Source organism: uncultured Maricaulis sp. (assembly GCF_947259345.1).
Lineage (GTDB): Bacteria > Pseudomonadota > Alphaproteobacteria > Caulobacterales > Maricaulaceae > Maricaulis.
The window spans coordinates 1-17,143 of sequence record NZ_CAMYLS010000031.1 but is presented as its reverse complement, the minus strand read 5'-3'; the positions used below and the strand labels follow the sequence as shown (position 1 = coordinate 17,143).

Annotated in this window: 15 protein-coding genes; 7 read left to right on the top strand and 8 right to left on the bottom strand. The window is 62.3% G+C overall.

What is annotated here, in order from left to right; genetic code table 11:
- Window positions 1-73: 73 nt before the first annotated feature.
- From Q0X62_RS14430 to Q0X62_RS14415, 4 genes are all read right to left on the bottom strand, one after another.
- Complete coding sequence (locus tag Q0X62_RS14430; protein ID WP_297737344.1) at window positions 74-571, bottom strand: Hpt domain-containing protein; 498 nt, start codon at window positions 569-571, stop codon at window positions 74-76.
- Window positions 572-582: 11 nt separating this feature from the next.
- Window positions 583-1,041: a response regulator gene (locus Q0X62_RS14425; RefSeq protein ID WP_297737341.1), complete on the bottom strand. Its 459-nt coding sequence runs from the start codon at window positions 1,039-1,041 to the stop codon at window positions 583-585.
- A gap of 68 nt (window positions 1,042-1,109) precedes the next feature.
- On the bottom strand, window positions 1,110-1,874 hold the full coding sequence (locus Q0X62_RS14420) for an NAD kinase (RefSeq protein WP_297737387.1): 765 nt from the start codon (window positions 1,872-1,874) through the stop codon (window positions 1,110-1,112).
- A 39-nt stretch (window positions 1,875-1,913) separates the two neighbouring features.
- A complete protein-coding gene (locus Q0X62_RS14415; RefSeq protein ID WP_297737338.1) occupies window positions 1,914-2,972 on the bottom strand; it encodes a DUF2336 domain-containing protein in 1,059 nt (352 codons plus the stop codon).
- Between the two features lie 97 nt (window positions 2,973-3,069).
- Here Q0X62_RS14415 and egtB point away from each other — a divergent pair, with 97 nt between their 5' ends.
- The 3 genes from egtB (at window position 3,070) to Q0X62_RS14400 (ending at window position 5,965) form a co-directional block, all read left to right on the top strand.
- Window positions 3,070-4,350: an ergothioneine biosynthesis protein EgtB gene (gene egtB / locus Q0X62_RS14410; protein ID WP_297737335.1), complete on the top strand. Its 1,281-nt coding sequence runs from the start codon at window positions 3,070-3,072 to the stop codon at window positions 4,348-4,350.
- Between the two features lie 68 nt (window positions 4,351-4,418).
- On the top strand, window positions 4,419-5,186 hold the full coding sequence (locus Q0X62_RS14405; protein WP_297737332.1) for a class II aldolase/adducin family protein: 768 nt from the start codon (window positions 4,419-4,421) through the stop codon (window positions 5,184-5,186).
- A 92-nt stretch (window positions 5,187-5,278) separates the two neighbouring features.
- Window positions 5,279-5,965: a hypothetical protein gene (locus tag Q0X62_RS14400; RefSeq protein WP_297737329.1), complete on the top strand. Its 687-nt coding sequence runs from the start codon at window positions 5,279-5,281 to the stop codon at window positions 5,963-5,965.
- A gap of 14 nt (window positions 5,966-5,979) precedes the next feature.
- Here Q0X62_RS14400 and Q0X62_RS14395 read toward each other — a convergent pair whose 3' ends face one another.
- Window positions 5,980-6,522 (bottom strand): cytochrome c family protein, encoded by a 543-nt coding sequence (locus tag Q0X62_RS14395; protein WP_297737326.1) that lies wholly within the window; start codon window positions 6,520-6,522, stop codon window positions 5,980-5,982.
- Window positions 6,523-6,720: 198 nt separating this feature from the next.
- Between Q0X62_RS14395 and Q0X62_RS14390 the strand changes: the two genes are divergently transcribed.
- The 3 genes from Q0X62_RS14390 to Q0X62_RS14380 are packed head-to-tail and all read left to right on the top strand — an operon-like array spanning window position 6,721 to window position 10,829.
- Complete coding sequence (locus Q0X62_RS14390) at window positions 6,721-7,563, top strand: sulfotransferase family protein (RefSeq protein WP_297737323.1); 843 nt, start codon at window positions 6,721-6,723, stop codon at window positions 7,561-7,563.
- A 2-nt stretch (window positions 7,564-7,565) separates the two neighbouring features.
- Complete coding sequence (locus Q0X62_RS14385) at window positions 7,566-8,996, top strand: sulfotransferase family protein (protein ID WP_297737320.1); 1,431 nt, start codon at window positions 7,566-7,568, stop codon at window positions 8,994-8,996.
- Between the two features lie 6 nt (window positions 8,997-9,002).
- Complete coding sequence (locus Q0X62_RS14380) at window positions 9,003-10,829, top strand: ABC transporter ATP-binding protein (RefSeq protein WP_297737318.1); 1,827 nt, start codon at window positions 9,003-9,005, stop codon at window positions 10,827-10,829.
- Between the two features lie 52 nt (window positions 10,830-10,881).
- Here the strand turns inward: Q0X62_RS14380 and Q0X62_RS14375 are convergent, their stop codons facing one another.
- A complete protein-coding gene (locus tag Q0X62_RS14375; protein ID WP_297737315.1) occupies window positions 10,882-13,944 on the bottom strand; it encodes a TonB-dependent receptor in 3,063 nt (1,020 codons plus the stop codon).
- Window positions 13,945-14,350: 406 nt separating this feature from the next.
- Window positions 14,351-15,205: a LytTR family DNA-binding domain-containing protein gene (locus tag Q0X62_RS14370; RefSeq protein ID WP_297737312.1), complete on the bottom strand. Its 855-nt coding sequence runs from the start codon at window positions 15,203-15,205 to the stop codon at window positions 14,351-14,353.
- 584 nt (window positions 15,206-15,789) lie between these two features.
- On the opposite strand from Q0X62_RS14370, the gene Q0X62_RS14365 reads away from it, so the two are divergent.
- Window positions 15,790-16,512: a LytTR family DNA-binding domain-containing protein gene (locus Q0X62_RS14365; RefSeq protein WP_297737309.1), complete on the top strand. Its 723-nt coding sequence runs from the start codon at window positions 15,790-15,792 to the stop codon at window positions 16,510-16,512.
- A gap of 312 nt (window positions 16,513-16,824) precedes the next feature.
- Here Q0X62_RS14365 and Q0X62_RS14360 read toward each other — a convergent pair.
- Window positions 16,825-17,143, bottom strand: a 319-nt coding sequence (locus tag Q0X62_RS14360; protein ID WP_297737305.1) for a hypothetical protein, incomplete at its 5' end; no start/stop codon positions are given.

Sequence of the window (17,143 nt, the reverse complement as noted above, 5' to 3'; positions counted from 1 at the left end):
GCACGCATGAAAAAAGCCGGGGCTTGCGCACCGGCTTTTTCGTATCTGGATCGAAGCGCGAGGCGCGCCTTGATCAGTCGTCTTTCCAGGGTTCGGCAAAGGCCGCGGTCTGGGTTTCCAACTCGCCGGCCAGCGCGGCGGCGACCGGGTCATTATCGTCCCGGATATTCTGCGACAGGGCCGCGCGGATGGCGCCTACATGAGCCAGGGCAAGGGCGGTCGAGGCCTGCTGGCGCTTCTCCGGCATGTCGATCATCTTGGTCAGCGACTTGGCCAGACGGGTGACGATCGGGAATTCATAGGTGGTCCCAAGGCCGCGCAGGTCATGGGCGCGGACAAAGAGATCTTCGCCCTCACTGCCCTTGAGACCTGTCGCGCGCACGATCTTGGCGGCGGCTTCCAGCTTCACCACTTCTTCTTCAAGCCACTGGCCAAACTCGCCGCGCATGTCCTTGAGGGCTTCCTCGGCCTTCTCGATCATGTGCAGATCGCCCTGGCTGATCGGACCGCCGACCTTGATTTGCAGCATGTTCGGGGCGGAGATGACCTCCACATCCTTGTTCTGGGCCATGAGACGTCCTCTTAGCTGGCAGTCGCGAGCGCGGCGTCATCAGCGCCAGCCCGGTTGTGGGTGAGGGCACCGAGGGTCTCGCGCAGGGTCTGGGCGAGATTGGCCGCGGTGAAAGGTTTGGTCAGAAAGGCGTCAACGCCGGCGTTCCGCGCTTCTTGGATGCGCGCTTCAGCATTGTAGGCCGAGAGCATGATCACGGGGATTCCGGGCGCCGGGCTGTGCCGACGGTCGCGCAGGGTGCGGACCAGATCGATACCGTCGCGGGGCCTCATTTTCCAGTCAGTGACAATGAGATCGACATGTCTGGAACGGACCACGTCAAGCGCGCGTTCAACCGTGTCGGCCTCGAGAACCTCGTCGCAGCCGAACGCCGTCAGGGAGACTTTCAGCGCCCCACGCAGGGCGGCGCTGTCATCCACCAGAAGAATGGTGAGGCGCGATACAGTCTTGTCCAGCGCGAAGTCGCTCATTGCAGGTCCGTTCGATCCGATCGTGCGGGCACACTGGCACGGCTTGCTTAACGCCAGCCTAAATCGGATCAGTTTTCGAACTGTTCGACCAGTATGCGTTCCGCCAGATCCCGGCCCGGGTCGAACAGCATGGTCAGGGTCACGTCATGCGCTTCTACCACATCGACGCGGGCCACTTCACGGAATTCCTGATTATCGGCCACCGCCGAGACCGGCCGCAGGGACGGTTCAACGATCTCGAAGCCGACCCGGGCATTGCGCGGCAGAAGCGCGCCGCGCCAGCGGCGGGGGCGAAAGGCGCTGATCGGTGTCAGGGCCAGCACGGTGGAATCAAGCGGCAGGATCGGGCCATGGGCCGAGAGATTATAAGCGGTGGAGCCAGCCGGTGTCGCGACAAGGACCCCGTCGGCCTGCAATTCGGACATCCGGCTTGTGCCGTCGATCGTGATCTTGATTTTCGCCGTCTGCCGAGTCTCCCGCAAAAGGGAGACTTCGTTGATCGCGAGCGCTTCGAAGGGTTTGCAGTGAATGTCCTCGCCGAAGGCGCGCAGCGGATGAATGCGGGCGCGCTCGGCCCTGGCGAGGCGTTCGGTGAGGCCGTCCTCGCGGAATTCATTCATGAGGAATCCGACCGAGCCGAAATTCATGCCGTAAACCCGCGCGCCCGTCTTGATGGACAGGTGCAGGGCGTCGAGCATCAGCCCGTCACCGCCCAGGGCGACGATGATTTCCGCCTCATCGATCGGAACATAACCATAGACCTGTTCAAGGCGCGACTTGGCGGCCTTGGCCTCAGGACGGGGGCTGGCAAGGAAGGCGAGGGAAGCGGTGATGGCGGGCTCGAAGGAAAACCTGATGAAACAGGTTCTTATTCAAGCCCTCGTGCCCATCTGGCGCAAGACCTTCGCCGCTTTTTCCGGACCATACATGCGGAAGACATTTGCGGCCGCCGCCATCGCGTCGCCCTCGAGGGCCTGGTGAATGCGGCCGGAGCGCTGCAGCGTCTTGTGGATGATCGGGTAAGCTGTCCGATCCAATTGTGCGGCCTGGCAGGCCATCGCGGCCGCGCGCACGCCGCTCATTGCGAGGGCAACGCGCCATTGCGACGCCTTGATCTCGCACAGGGCGGCAATCGCATGGTCAAATACCGCTTCCTTGCCCGCTTTCAGTGCGTCCATGGCGAACCGGCCGGACAACTTGCCGGCGGTCTTGGCGTCCTGGACTTCGCGCGCCGCCGCCTTGTCGACGTCCTCCGGCGTCGCGCCCAGCGCCGCTTCAACCGCGAGGGTCTCGACCTTGGCCTTGTCGAGGCCGAAGCGGCGGTACAATTCCTCGCGCCAGTTTTCGGGCAGCATGATGCAGAGCTGTGTGGCGTAGTCCGTCGACAGGTCGTGGCGACGGGCGAGGGCTTCGCGCAGCTTGGGGTGCTCGCGCGCGACATGCAGGCAAACTTCCAGCGTGTCCTCGGAGATCTCGGCCGTGTCATTATTCGCCAGTGCGCGCAGAACGATTGGTTCGCCCGGCTGGGCCAGCCGGTCTGTGACCGGCAGGCAGAGATTGGCGCGCATGGCCAGATGGCGACGGTGCTCGATCGAGCCCGTCTCGGCCAGCTCGATCATGTCCTTCTGGGTCAGCTTGTCGCTTTTCTCGATAATGATCGCCGAGATCTCGATCTCGTCAAAGGCGAAATGGCGGACCGCGGAGTGGGGGGCCCAGTCGCAACTGGCGAGCTTCTTGGCCATCGCCACCTTGGTGTCGAGATCGGACTTGGTCGACAGGGTGATCAGCAGATCGCCGGCAATTGGCTCAGCCGACGGGGAAAGCGGCTGGGCGACACACATCTCGGTCACGCTCAGCGCAAGCTGCTGGCGTTTGTCGGGGTCGCGTACGGTCGCGAGCAGATGGAGGGCGTCGGCGGGTTTTGCGGCCATGGTTCTTGATTTGCGATCGGTTGTATTGACCTTTATCGATGGCAGGAACGCCTTGAAAACTTCTTAATTCGGGCTGTCGACACGGGGAGTTACAAGCATGGAAGACATGCGACCGGTATCATTGTCATCACTCTATTCGGGTGTCCGGGATCGTACGCAATCACTGGTCGCCGGGTTGAGTGCCGAGGACATGCTGGTCCAGACCATGGCCGATGTCAGCCCAACAAAGTGGCATCTGGCCCACACGACCTGGTTCTGGGAGACCTTCCTGCTGCGGGAGCACCTTCCGGGCTATGTGGAATTCTCAAGCGAATACAATTATCTGTTCAATTCGTATTATGACGGGATCGGGGATCGTCACGCTCGGCCGGAGCGTGGCTTCCTCAGCCGCCCACCACATGAAGACGTGCTGTCTTACCGCGCGCATGTCGACGCGGCGATGACGCGTTTACTCAGTATTGACCAAGACATCGAAAATGCGGCCCTGGCACCACTCATTCAGCTGGGCCTGGCGCATGAGGAGCAGCATCAGGAGCTGATCCTGACCGATATCAAGCATGTTCTGTCGCGCCACCCCTTCGCGCCGGCGGCCTTTCCGGCACCGACATCCGGCGCCGGAACCCGGGCGGGAGCACCCGGCTGGGTCGGTTTTGACGGCGGTGTGGTCGAGATCGGAGCGCGCGAGGAGGGCTTCCATTTTGACAATGAGGGGCCGCGCCATCAGACCATTCTCACGCCTTTCGCCCTTGCTGACCGACTGGCGACCAATCGCGACTACGCGGCTTTCATCGCCGATGGCGGGTATGACACGGCGGCGCTCTGGCTGTCCGATGGCTGGGCCCGCGTGCTGGCCGAGGGATGGCGCGCGCCGCTCTACTGGCGCGAGGGAGAAACCGGCTGGGAGGAATTCACGCTGCACGGGCAATACCCTCTCGAGCCCGACGCACCGGTCATCCATTTGAGTTATTACGAGGCCAGTGCCTTCGCGGAGTGGAGCGGTGCGCGGCTGCCTGATGAACGCGAGTGGGAGCACGCGGCGATGACGGTATCTCGCACGCGCGACGGGCGGTTTGCCGAGCCGGGCCGGTCGGCGCATCCGGGTGTAACGCCGGAGGTGCAGGCGGGAGCAGGCGGGTTGCGGCAGATGTTCGGTGATGCCTGGGAATGGACGCGGTCCGCCTATTCACCTTACCCGCGCTATCGTCCCGCGGCCGGCGCAGTGGGGGAATACAATGGCAAATTCATGTGTGGCCAGTTTGTTCTGCGCGGCGGTTCCTGTGCCACGGCGCCGGATCATATTCGTCCGACCTATCGGAATTTCTTCCCGCCGGAGGCCCGATGGCAGTTTTCCGGGGTTCGCCTGGCACGGGATGTTTGACGGGGAGGGCAACAGGCACGATCCTGAACGCTGTTGGCGATAAAGATACAAGCCATGGGGAGAACATCATGGATGATCAGGCAAACCTCTCGGTCAAGGACCAGGTCTCGGCCGAGGAATGGAAGGCGCGTTGTGACCTGGCGGCGCTCTATCGGCTCGTGCGCATGCACGGCTGGGACGACCTTTTCTTCACCCACATTTCCATGCGCGTGCCGGGACCGGACGAGCACTTTCTGCTCAATCCGTTCGGCCTGCTTTACGAGGATGTCACCGCGTCCAATCTGGTAAAGGTCGATCTGGACGGGAATGTCCTGCCGCCCTCGCAATATGGAATCAATCCGGCCGGCTTTGTCATTCACTCGGCGATCCACCATGCGCGCCCGGATGTCGCTGTTGCGCTGCACCTGCATTCCGATGCCGGCGTCGCGGTCGCGGCCCAAAAGGGTGGCCTGCGTCCAATCTCGCAACTGGCGATGAATGTCTTCAATGATGTGAGCTATCACGACTATGAAGGCATCGCGCTGGAATCCGAGGAAAAAGAGCGTCTGGTCGCGGATCTGGGTGAGAAGAATCTCATGATCCTGCGCAACCACGGGACGTTGTCGGTTGGCGATCACCCGTTTAGCGCGTATGTTCGTATCTATCTACTGGAGCGTGCCTGCAAGATTCAGGTCATGGCCCAGGCCGGTGGAGAGCTGATCGAATGGGACGAGAAGATGCAGGACCGCGTCTTCGGGCAATCCGGGGAGATCTCGTCGAACGAGTTCTTCAAGGAAATTGCCTGGGCCGCTGTTCTGGATCGCGTCCGCCGCGAAAGCCCCGGCTTCGATACCTGACAGTCGCGGCCTGTCTGGCCGGTGCGGCGGGACCTGGTCTCTCGGCACCGGCCCAGGCCGGGGCCTGGCCGCAGGAGCGCGGTGAAGGGCTCTTGATTCTCACCACGCTGATTGATCGGGCCGAAACCAGTTTCGATGCTACCGGTCAGACGGTTGATGACGGCTATTTCCACAAGGATGAAACCGCGGCCTATCTCGAATACGGGGTGACGGGCCGGGACACGCTGGTTGCCCGCTTGGCCTGGCAGGATGTTCGCCGCTTGCGGGGACCCTCCTTCGACGCGGCCCAGGGTTTGTCAGCGAGCGAGATCGGCTGGCGCCGCGAGGTCTGGCATGAGAGGCGGGCAGTCGTCTCGGTGCAACTGACAGCCCTGATTCCCGGCCAGGGCGAGAATGTCTCCAACCAGGCCTTCGGGACGGGCGAGATGGCAGCGGAAGTCCGCGCCCTGGTGGGGCGCAGTATAGGCGAGCGCGGCTTTCTCGAGACCCAGGCGGCGTGGCGCTGGCGCGATGGAAACTATCTGGACGAAGCCCGACTCGACCTGACGGCTGGCTGGCGGGTTTCCGAGCGCTGGCAGGTTCTGGCCCAGAGCTTCTCGGTCTGGAGCGCAGAGCCGGCCCGGCCGGGCGCGCCCGACTTCGAACAGCATAAGCTTCAGGTCTCGGTCGGTCGGGATTTCGGTCGCCAGACCGTCCAGATCGGCGCGTCAATCACACCTGTCGGTCGCAATGCCATCGACCAGGAGGCTGTTTTTCTGTCGGTCTGGCGGCGCTTTTGACCAGGGACACCTGCTTACTCGGTGGCGGTTTCCACGGCGAGATAGGCAATGACATCGCGCCGGTCCTCGGCATCGCGCAGGCCGACGAAACTCATGCGATTGCCAGGCACCAGCGCCCGCGGATTCTCGACCCAGGCATCCAGCGTCGCCAGGTCCCAGGTCAAACCGGACTCGCTGAGCTGGCTCGAAAAGTTGAAGCGGTCGGCGCTGGCGGCTGCGCGCCCAACCACACCATGCAGATTTGGCCCCACCGTGTGGCGACCGCCCTCGGCAAGCGTATGGCAGGACTGGCAACGCCGGAACTGGCGCGCTCCGTTGGCGAGATCGGCATTCGCATAATCCCCGCCAAGACTGGCCAGAACGGCATTGGCGTCGGGACCCGTTTCGGCGCCTTGCTCATTGCTTGCCGTATCGATTGGGCCTGCCGTGTCTGCTGGGGCTGGCGCGGCGCTGGTTGAGTCGCCGGTCTCGGTCCGGCTGGCGGGCGAAGCGGCTTCATCGCCGCCACAAGCAGCGAGCGCGAACGCAGGCAGAAGGACAAGAAGGACTGGTTTCATGCGGCATTCCCCGAAAGCATAGCAGGCCTCTCTTATAACCTGCGCAGTTTGCACCAACATGCGGCACGATGACACCAGCGTGCAAAGTCAGTGTGCAGGCGCTGCCTTCCGCGTGGTGTCCGCGCTTTTTCGCTTGTCTACCGTCCTGCAATCGCGAAGAAGTATCCACGGGGGACCTTTTAGAGGCAGCGGGACAGAATGTATGACGGATCACGGCTGACGGCCGTCATGATGTGTGGAGCCGGTCATTCCGGTTCGACCTTGCTGGGGATGATCCTCGGCAGCCATTCAGACGCATTCTACATGGGCGAAGGCGGCAAGGCGCGTTATCTCGGTGACGAGAAGAAGCCCCTGCGCAAGCGTGTCTGCAAGATTTGCGGCGAGGACTGCCCGGTCTGGGCGGGCTTTGAATGGGATGGAGAGACACCGCTTTACGCCCAGGTGGCGGCGCATGTGGGCAAGCCGGTCATTATCGACTCGACCAAGGATGAAGGCTGGATCGAGGCGCGGGCCGCCGAGGTCCGCTCAAGTGGCGGAACGCCGGTGCTTTTGATGCTGAGCCGCGATGGCCGCGCCGTTGTCAATTCCCGCCTGCGCAAATACCCGGATCGTGATCCGGTTGGGCAAATCCAGGCCTGGGTCGACAAGATGGCCGCCGCCGACGCCTTGTTCGAGGCCTTTGAAGGCCCGAAGATGCGCGTCCGGTATGAAGACCTCGCTGAGAATAGTGCCACGACGATCGAGGTCCTGTGCCGACTGATCGGCGTCGACTATCAGGCGGGCATGGCGAATTTCGCCGCTGTCGAGCACCATGTTCTCGGGGGAAACAGCGGAACCCAGTTCATCGCCGCGCGTTCGCGTTTCGACGATCCTGACGAAGCCTTTGTCAGCCTCGGTTCACGAACGCGGGATTACTACGAAAATCACTCTGGCCGGATCGAGCTCGATTTGCGCTGGAAGACGGAAATGAAGCCCGAACACCTCGCCCTGTTCGAGCAGATGGCTGCGACGGCCAATGCGCCGTTTCAGTGGGGGGAATAAGGATGGCGAAAGTAGACCTGGTTTTCCGCCAGATTGATGAACGCACTCGCGATGTCGCGCTGGAGCTGGCCATCGAGAACATTCAGCCGGACGCGGTGCATGTGATCGATAATGTGCGACCCTTCACCGAATGCGTCTCGCAGATGCTACGGATCGAGCATGATTGCGATTATGTCGTTTATGTCGATGCCGACTGTCTGATCCTTGAAAACATGCGGCCTTTCATCGACAGCTGCGATGCGCCCTATGTCGACTCCTACGTGTCAGACCGGTTCCGCGGGCGTCTGCATTGCGGGGTTCACATCACCCGGATCGATCTGGTGCGGGCCATGGCGGCGGTCGATGTGCCGGACGACGACATGAAATATGTGCTGCGACCGGAGTCGCGCCTGCGCAATCTGGCCATGAAGCCCATGGGGTCGGCCAAACAATTCCGCAATTTCGATATCCTGCACGACCACTTCCAGTCCTATCACCACATCTTCATGAAATACGCGCTTCGCGAGCTTCGCAGCCGCACCAAGGTGCAGCGCGAACGCCTGACACGCTCGATGAAGAAATGGGTCACGGCGGACGGCAATGTCTGCGACCTCAGCATGGCCCGACACGCGGTTGAATATGCGCGCCGCCTCGTCCCGCTTTCGGCGACGCCCGATGAAGTTCACGACTTCATCGCCGCTCTGCCGGAGCATGCGGAAGCGGAACTCAAGGCGCTGGGAATGAGCTCGGAAACGCCCTTCACGCGGGCCGATCTCGACGCCTGGCTGTCCGCGAATGCGGACCGTGTCGCCTATGGCCGAAAGGCTGACAAGCCCAAGGTCTTCGGTTTGGGTCTGTCGCGTACCGGCACGCGCAGCCTGACATCCGGACTACAAATGCTCGGTTTCGATTGCAGCCATTATCCGATTGACGAAGACACCTATATCGAGATCGCCAATGCTCAATACGACCTCACTCTGCTGCGCTATTATGATGGCCTGACCGACATCACCACCATTCCGATCTATCAGCAGCTCGACAAGCAGTATCCGGGTTCGAAATTTATTCTGACCGTACGGGACAAGGAAAGTTGGCTCGGCTCGGTGTCGCGGCACTACTACAATCGCCCGGCCTTCAAGGATGTCGAGGATCCCGATGAGGAAGTGCATCTGCGCATGCGCCAGTTCCTGCGGGCCGCGGTCTATGGTTGCTATAACTACTGTCCGGACCGCTTCTCCTGGGTCTACGACCAGCATGTCCGTGATGTGATGACTTACTTCAAGGACCGACCGGAGGACCTGCTGGTCATCGACATTTGCTCGGGTGAGGGATTCGAGAAACTCGGCCCCTTCCTCGATCGCCCGATCCCCGCCGAAGCGTTTCCGCACAAAGGCGCCGTCCTGTCGCGCAAGATGGCGGAGGAAGCCCAGGCCCGGAAGGCGAGAGTCGCCTGACCCGCCATGCCCGCGTCTGATACGGACAGCCAAGGTGAGCCGGTTCCGTCCTGGCAGGAACGGATTTCGGCGGCTGTGCGCACACTGGCCATTATCGGGCGGACGAGACCGGGTCTGACCACAGGCATCGCTGTTCTGACCGTGATCGCGGCACTATTGCCGCCGGCGGCGCTCTATGTCTCGAAACTCCTCATTGACGGTGTTTTGGCGGCGATCGAGAGCGGCCTGGAGGCCGACAGGGCGGCTGCCATGCGCTGGGTGGTCATTGAAGCCATCATCCTGGCGGTCCTTCTGATCATCCGGCGATGGCTGGCCTTCCAGAAAGCCCGGCTTCATGCCGAGCTCGGCTTCGCGGTCGCGCGACTTATCCTCGACAAGGCCAACCGGTTTTCGCTGGCGAAGATCGAGTTGCCGCGGGTCCAGGAAATGCTCATTCACGCCAAACAGTTTGCCGCAGCGCGACCCTATGGCCTTATCATGCGTGGCTTCGACACACTCCAGGCATTGGTCACCCTGATCTCCATTACGGCCCTTCTGGCGGCGAGCGCGCCCTGGTTGATCGCCGTGATGCTGGTGGCGGGGCTGCCCGCCTTCATCGGCAATCTGCGGTTCTCCGGCGATGCCTATCGCTTTTACACGGCGCGTTCGCCGCAAATGCGCGAGCGCAATTACCTGGAAAGCCTGGTGACCAACGAGGCCGCGGCGCGTGAGCGGCTGCATTACGGGCTCGGCAAGCCGCTCATGGAGCGTTTCACCGACTTGTTCGACGGCATGCACGCCGGGGACCGCCGGCTGCAAGGGCGCCAGGCCATCATCGGATCCGCGCTCGGAGTATTGGGTTCGGCCATCTTCCTTGGCGGCAAGGTTTGGATCGTCGCCGTGACCATTGCCGGCCGTTTCAGCCTCGGTCAGATGACCATGCTGATCGGTTTGCTCAAACAGGGGCAGAATGCCGTCAACGGCCTGTTGGGGGCTTTCACGGGCAGCTATGAGGATGTGCTCTATGTCACGCGCCTCTTCGCCCTGCTGGACCTTGAAGAGGGGCGCACGCAGGGTCGGCAGATCGTCGGCCCGATACCGGGAGACGGGCTTCGTTTTGAACAGGTCGGCTTTGTCTATCCCGGCGCACCTTCACCGGCCTTGCGCGATGTCAGTTTTCATTTGCCGCCCGGCACCCGTCTCGGCCTGGTCGGGATTAACGGGTCGGGCAAGACGACGCTCGTGAAGCTGGCGGCCGGGCTCTACCGGCCGGATACGGGCCGTGTCCTGCTGGACGGGCTGGATCTGGGCGAATGGGAGCCAGCGGCGCTGGCGAACCGCATCGGCGTGATGTTCCAGCCTCATGTGAACTACAAGCTCTCGGTGCGTGACAATGTCGAGGCGGGCCTCGGCCTGGAGACGCTTTCGCCGGATGCCATGGACCGCGCCCTGGCCGCCGGCCTGGCGCAGGACCTCGTCTCGGACCTGCCCGCCGGGATTGATACACGGCTCTCCAAGCGCTTCGCGGAAGGCGTCGAGCTGTCGGGTGGTCAATGGCAACGCCTGGCCATGGCCCGCGCGCACGCCAATGAGGCCGCGGACATTCTGATTCTTGATGAGCCGACGGCGGCACTGGATGCAGAAGCGGAAGCCGCCTTCATGGCGCGCCCGCTTGCGCCCGGTCGCTCGCTCATCCTGATCAGCCATCGCCTGTCCAATCTGCGCTCGGCGGACCAGATCATCCTGCTGGAAGCGGGCCAGGTCGCCGAAGCCGGCGACCATGAGTCGCTGATGGCGCAGGGTGGCAGTTACGCAGCGATGTTCGAATTGCAAGCCGACGCCTACCGGACATGAAAACGGCCCGTGCCTGGGGCACGGGCCGTCTCCGTTCACGGTCAGTCAGTGCCTAGAAGCGCTTCGACACATTGATGAAGAAGCGGCGACCAATCTGGTCATACCCGCCGCCGGACGGCACGCTGCGGGTCGACAGGCTGCCCAAGCTGACGCCCTGGGTCGCCAGGTCCTCATCGATCTGGGGCGGCGCTTCATTGGCCACGTTCTGCACGCCCATCGTCACACGCCAGTCTTCCTGCGTGAGTGACACGGAGATGTCATGATACTGAGCCGACGGGACATCAAACTGAGCCGAGATGCCCGTGCCGGTGAAGGCCGGATTCTCGGTCACATTGACTTCGCCGATCCAGCGGGCGCGGTGGAAGATGCTGAGGTCACCCCAACTCGTCGACGTGAAGAGACGGTTGGAGAAAGTCCCGCGCCATTCCGGGTTGCCCAAGGTGTTCAGGGCTTCGTTGACATTGGTCACACCGGCCAAGGTGATGGTCGTCGTGATGTCGGTGGACTGGGTCAGTGCCGCGTTGGACGTGAAGGCATAGTTACGCCCAAACGCCGTGAAGTCCGCGTGGAAGCGGGCATTATAGTCCAGGCCCTCGGACGTGTTGGACGACACGTTGAACGGTGTCGTGTCCACCTCGTTGAGATACAGCGTGTTCGGATCCCGAACCCTGCGCGTACAGAATGGGTCCGCCGGGAAATTGGCTGAACGATAGCAATTCGACAGGATCTGGCCCGCGCTGGGAACCAGGATCGAGTCCGACACTTCGATCTCGAAATAGTTGACGCCGAAGGTCAGGTCGAAGGCGTCGGTGAAGGGTTGCTCCAGGACAAAGCCGATCGAGATGGCTTCAGACGTCTCAGGGTCAAGACCCGGATTGCCGGCCCGGAACGCTTCGAAGCCCGATGTGCCGGTGACACCGAGCGTCAGCGGATCAACGCCCTCGGCCCGACAATTGTCGAGGACAATTTGCGGACGGCCGTCCAGATCACCAATCCCGTCGCCATTGGTATCGGCACCGGGCGCGTAGATCGGATCGCCCGTGACCGGGTCTGCCGCAACAGCAGTCGCCGGCACGCCGCACGGGTCATTCGAGAAGTTCACGAAGCCGGACTGGCCACCCAGAAAGAGCTCCCGCAGGTTTGGTGCGCGGAAGGAGGTGCCGGCTGTGGCACGCAGGGTCAGGAAGTCGACCGGAACCCAGCGCATGCGTGTGCTCCAAGTGGAGTTCTGGCCGTAGAATTCGTGATCTACGAGTCGCGCAGCGGCTTCGAAGGTCACTTCACGGGCCAGCGGGCGGTCCTGGATAATGGGCGCCACAACTTCGCCGTAGACCTCGAACAACTCCACGGAGCCGGCAGATGAGCGGTCCTTGAAGAAATTCAGTCCCAGGCCGCGCGCGGCAACTTCGCCGGAGCGCGAATCGAGTGATTGCTCGCGCCATTCCGTACCGAGCACGACCGACACGTCGCCATCGAGTAATTCGAAGAGCGGGCCGGTGACAAAGCCGCCGAGGATGCGCTCGTCGACAAAGGTCGTGATCTCGCGTTGGCCGCGCAGCCAATCCGTGGCGGCGTCGCCCTCGGCGAAGCTGGGATCGGTACCGAAGAGGCTTTCCGCAAAGAAGTTGATCGGTACGCAGGTTTCCGGCGTGCGCGACTGGAAGAAGCCGTCGGGCGTCGGGATGCCACAAACCGGCAGGCCGGTCGTCGGATCGGTCGTCGCACTGGCTGACAGGTTCAGGTTTTCTTCCAGTGTGATGGTCCGAGAGGAGTATCCCATCGAGCGCGTGTAACCGGCGAAGACTTCATAATCCCAATCCGGTGCGCCAATGAAGCCGAGATCTCCCTGCAGGCCGTTATAGGTCCGCCACTGCTCCAGCTCGACCGAAGCCACGAGGTCCCATGGGGACATCAGGAGCACCGAGCCGCTCTGGCCCGGGAAGGGGTTGAACGGGTTGGTGGTGTCATAGTCGACCGTGAACTGGGTCGGGCCGCCGTTGAAGAAGGTCTGGCGGTTGGAGAAGGACGTCTCGGTGAAGAAATTCGTCCCGGCGATCCAGTCGCTCAAATCATAGTCCGCGTAGAGGAAGAAGACCGAACGCTCGAACTCGGGAATTTCGTAGGCATCCGCGACGCGCTGATTGTTCGCGAACTGATCGGTGAAGGCGCCGGCGTTGGGACCGCGACCATTCACGAAACCGGCAATGCCCAGATCGGAATCCGCGGCTGTCACGCCCGGGGCACCATAATAGATGATGCGGTTGGGAAGCGTAATTCCGAGGCCTGACTGTGATGTGTGGCCGGTACCGCAGACTTCGGACGTCGTGCCGTCGCCATTATCGATAATGTCGATCGAGCAGAACTGGCCGTCGCGTCCCATCCAGTCGCGTTGGGATCCGGTCAGTTCTTCACTGCGAACCACTTCTGCCGCGAACACGAAGTTGAGGCGCCCTTCGCTGCCGCCCACCAGGAAGTTTGCGCTCGACTGGGAGCCACCGCTGTCTTCCGGCACAGTCGTGAAGCCTTCCACCTGGAGGCCATCAAATTCGGTGCGCAGAACGATATTGGTCACGCCCGCAACGGCGTCGGAGCCGTAGACCGACGATGCGCCATCCAGAAGAATGTCGACCCGCTGGATTATCGAAGACGGGATCAGGGACACGTCGGGGAAGGACGGGGCGCCTTCCACACCGGCCGGTGCGAAACGGCGGCCATTGATGAGGACCAGCGTGCGGTCGGCGGCGAGGCCGCGCAGGGACACAGCCTGGCCCCCCGGTCCGGCATTGCTGACGAATTGCGAGTTGGTCTGAAGGTCGAGCTGGGCGCCCTGGACCACGGAGGTCGAGCGCAGGATCTCGCCAACATCAACCAGGCCCGCTTCCTGGATGGTCTCCTCACTGATCACCTGCAGCGGTGAGGTCGAGGTGAAGCTGTCGCGGCGCACGCGTGAGCCGGTGACGACGATGCGATCTTCGGTTTCGTCCGTCTCCTCTTCGGCGTCGTCGAGCGTCACGGGTTGCTGGGCGTAGGCCGGTGAAATCGCCAGACCCGCGGCCGTGAGGCCGGCCAGGATCGTGGATCGCAGGATGCGCGATTTGAAGTCTTCGTCTCTCATATTATCCCCTCAGGAGTGATGGCGCCGGTTCAAGCGGTGCCTTGTAACTGGGTCCTGTGCCGGCGGGTCGGCGCGGCGGCGGACAACGCCACAAACGGGCGCATGGGACGGATAGAGCCGAATGGGTTGAACACACTGACAGGCGAAAGTTGCCAGTCACGGCGCGGTGTCGCGAATGGCGGGCGGCCTTACCAAATGTGTGAAATCCGCGCCGAATGGTGACCGGGATCCAGCCTATGGCGCGTTCGCCTCGGCCAGTGTTGAACCCGACCTGTCTCAACTCGTCACTGCCGCGTTCGGCTCTGCGCATTGTCAGAAAATGGACAGGTTGTGGAGAGACCGGCCGGGCATGGTGCGCGCGCTCGGAGTTTTCCGTCTCCGGCGCTGCAAGATGTCCATAGCGGGCTTAGCCGAGTGCGCGGGCTGGCAGGCTGGTCAGGGTCGTGCTGGTGATATGGGATTGCAACGCCTCGGCGCCGCGAGCGCTGACCGGGAATTCGTGACCGGAGGCCAGCGTGACGCGGACAATGCGACCACGGGCCCGGGCACAGGATTTGATCTGGGAAGATCGCACCAGATGTGAGCGGTGAATGTGGATGAAATCACGTTCCGTCAGTTGCACAACCAGTTCGGCAAGCGTCGCCCGCTGCAGCCATTCGCGCTCGGCCGAGACGAAGACCACATAATTGCCCTGGGCGCTGACGGCGATGATGTCGGCGATTTCGAGAATGTCTTCCTGCCGCCCATTGCGGAGCACGATCCGTTCCTCGTCGGGGGCCGGAGCGTTATCGGCACGCAGGATCGCGCGGGTATACTGGTCGCTGATGAGTGCGGTGAGGGCGATCATGACCGGGTCCCAAACCCAGTTGATGAGCGGGATCTGGTCGAGAATCTGCTCTGGCGGGGCGCCGATGAAGGGCGCATACACAAGGATGATGTGTAGATAGATGATCAGGATCGCGCCGGCGCCCAGCAAGACGAGTTCCACCATGGCGATCCATAATGGCGTCCGCACCTGAAGCTGACGGGCCCGGGTCAGGGCGACTGCGGGAAATATGACGAGCCAGGGAATCATGATGACGGCCTGGGCCTGGACGACTTCCGCGATCGTGTGAGCAATCTCGAGCCGTGACATGTCGAGCGAATGGATGGTGGTGAAAACGATCAGGAGTGTGATCCAGCCGAGCGTGGTGGCCGCTATTATGCGCGACCAGCGCAGCGGTGCCGTCGTCTTGCTGTCCTGCCACCACGAGTGAATCATCTAGCCCTCACAGATGTCCCGGATAATCGTGACCGGCTGTGTTGAGGCTTGCCATCAGGTTACGGTCTCGAAATCTCGTTGCGGTCCGGGCGGAAAAGCTTGCGTGCGGCACGCCGGATGGTTGCCGCACGCAAGGAGTAAGGGATTGGGCTCGTGACTGCCCGAGCGTATCCGGGATCAAACAAATTCAATCTGACACGCCGTCGGAGCGAAGCACTCCGAGCCCGTTGGGACGAGATGTTTGGGACAAGGCGCGGCTCGCGGCGACGAGTCGCCGGCGACCGGTGCGAACGGCAGGCATTCGGCGACAAACCGCCTGTCGCATCCGACGCGAAATCACCCCCATTCGGCCCAATCGCGCGTGTGATAAACCCAAATTGGTAGCATTCGCCCCACGATGACCGCCTTTGGTCATTCTGTTCCGCGCGCCCACTAGCGCACGCTCCGGATCGCAATCTATCGTGTAAATCCTTGATTTTATTGATGGAGAATTTGTAATGCGGTGCGCTATTCTGGAAAGCAGGCCCCTCGCCAGAGCGCATCTGGCCCGTGCAATTCAGCGTCACGCCTCCGTAAAAGTGGAGATGGACACAGAATCGGTCTCGTCACTTCTCTCCATCTGTGATGCCGACGCCGTCGATGTTATTTTTCTTGATGCCGACCATTCCGAGCTTGAGATCGCGCTGGTGGCCCTGCGCGAGATGGGCGAGCGGGCCCCGGCCTCGGTGATGATCGGCGATTATCCCGACCGGGCCCTGGAGGCCTATGACCGGGGCGCCTGCGACTTCCTGTTGCGACCGATCGAGGCGACCCGTCTGGCGGTATCGATCCAGCGCCTGCAACAGCTTCTGGCAAATCGCCAGGCCAAGGCCCGCGCGGCCCTGCTGGAGGAGGCCCTTGCTGATCTGCGTGAGCGGGCGGCTTCGGTCGGCACGGCCGCCTGCGCGCGCGACTTCTGGGTTTCCGGCCATGGTGCAAGGGTCCGGATCGGCCAGTCCGAGATCGTATGGCTGGAAGCGGCGCGCGGCTATGTCTACTTCCATTTGCGCTCGCGCAAACTGCTTGAGCGCATGACCATGAAGCAATTGGAGGCTCGGCTTGATCCTGACCGATTCCTTAGGGTGCACCGATCCGCGATCGTCAATGTTGACGAGATCGCTGCGGCCCTGCGTGATCGGCACGGCCTCTATGCGGTCGAGCTGACCAATGGCGCGCGCGTCCGCGTCGGGCGCAAATATCGAGATGGCTTGTCCGAACTCATCCAGCAGACCCAGGCCCGGCCGCGGGCCGAGGATGCCGCTGCCTGATCCGGCAACCCAGCGCTCGCCGCGGTTCTCTGATTCCGGGGCGGGCATGGCGCAAGGCCCGCATTCGTAGGCCGGCCACACGGAGACCCCGTCCGGGGCAGGGCAGATCTTCCATCTGCGCAAGGAATCAATGCTGGATCTGCAGACCGATTATCCAGTCAGAACAGGCGATGACCCTGCCGACTGCATGAGAATGCAGAAACTCCCGCAAACGCCGATTGACTTCAAAAAGCGCCAGCCCTAAACCTCGCCCTCCTCGCAGCGGGGGCCACGGAAACGGGGCGCTGGCGGCGAGGGAAGGGCTCTCGCTCTTCAGGCTTTCATCAGGCGCTTTTCAACTCCGGCGCCGGCGAGATTTTCCTCGGAAAACATCGCTGGACAGGACGCGCTGCAGAAACCCTGAAAAACGCGATTGACTTCAAACTTGGGGCGGCCTAAACACCGCCCTCCTTGGCCGGGGCGGCACTGATGTGTTGCTTTGGTTTTCGGGTTCGGCGGCCTTCGGGTTGTTTGGGCCTGGCTCTTTGACATTGTTGTTATGGAAAGAGAAACGCAGGCGACGGTGCTCTGCGGTGGGTCAGACCACCAATTGAGACCGATACGCTGAAGCGTTTTTCTACGACGATTTTGG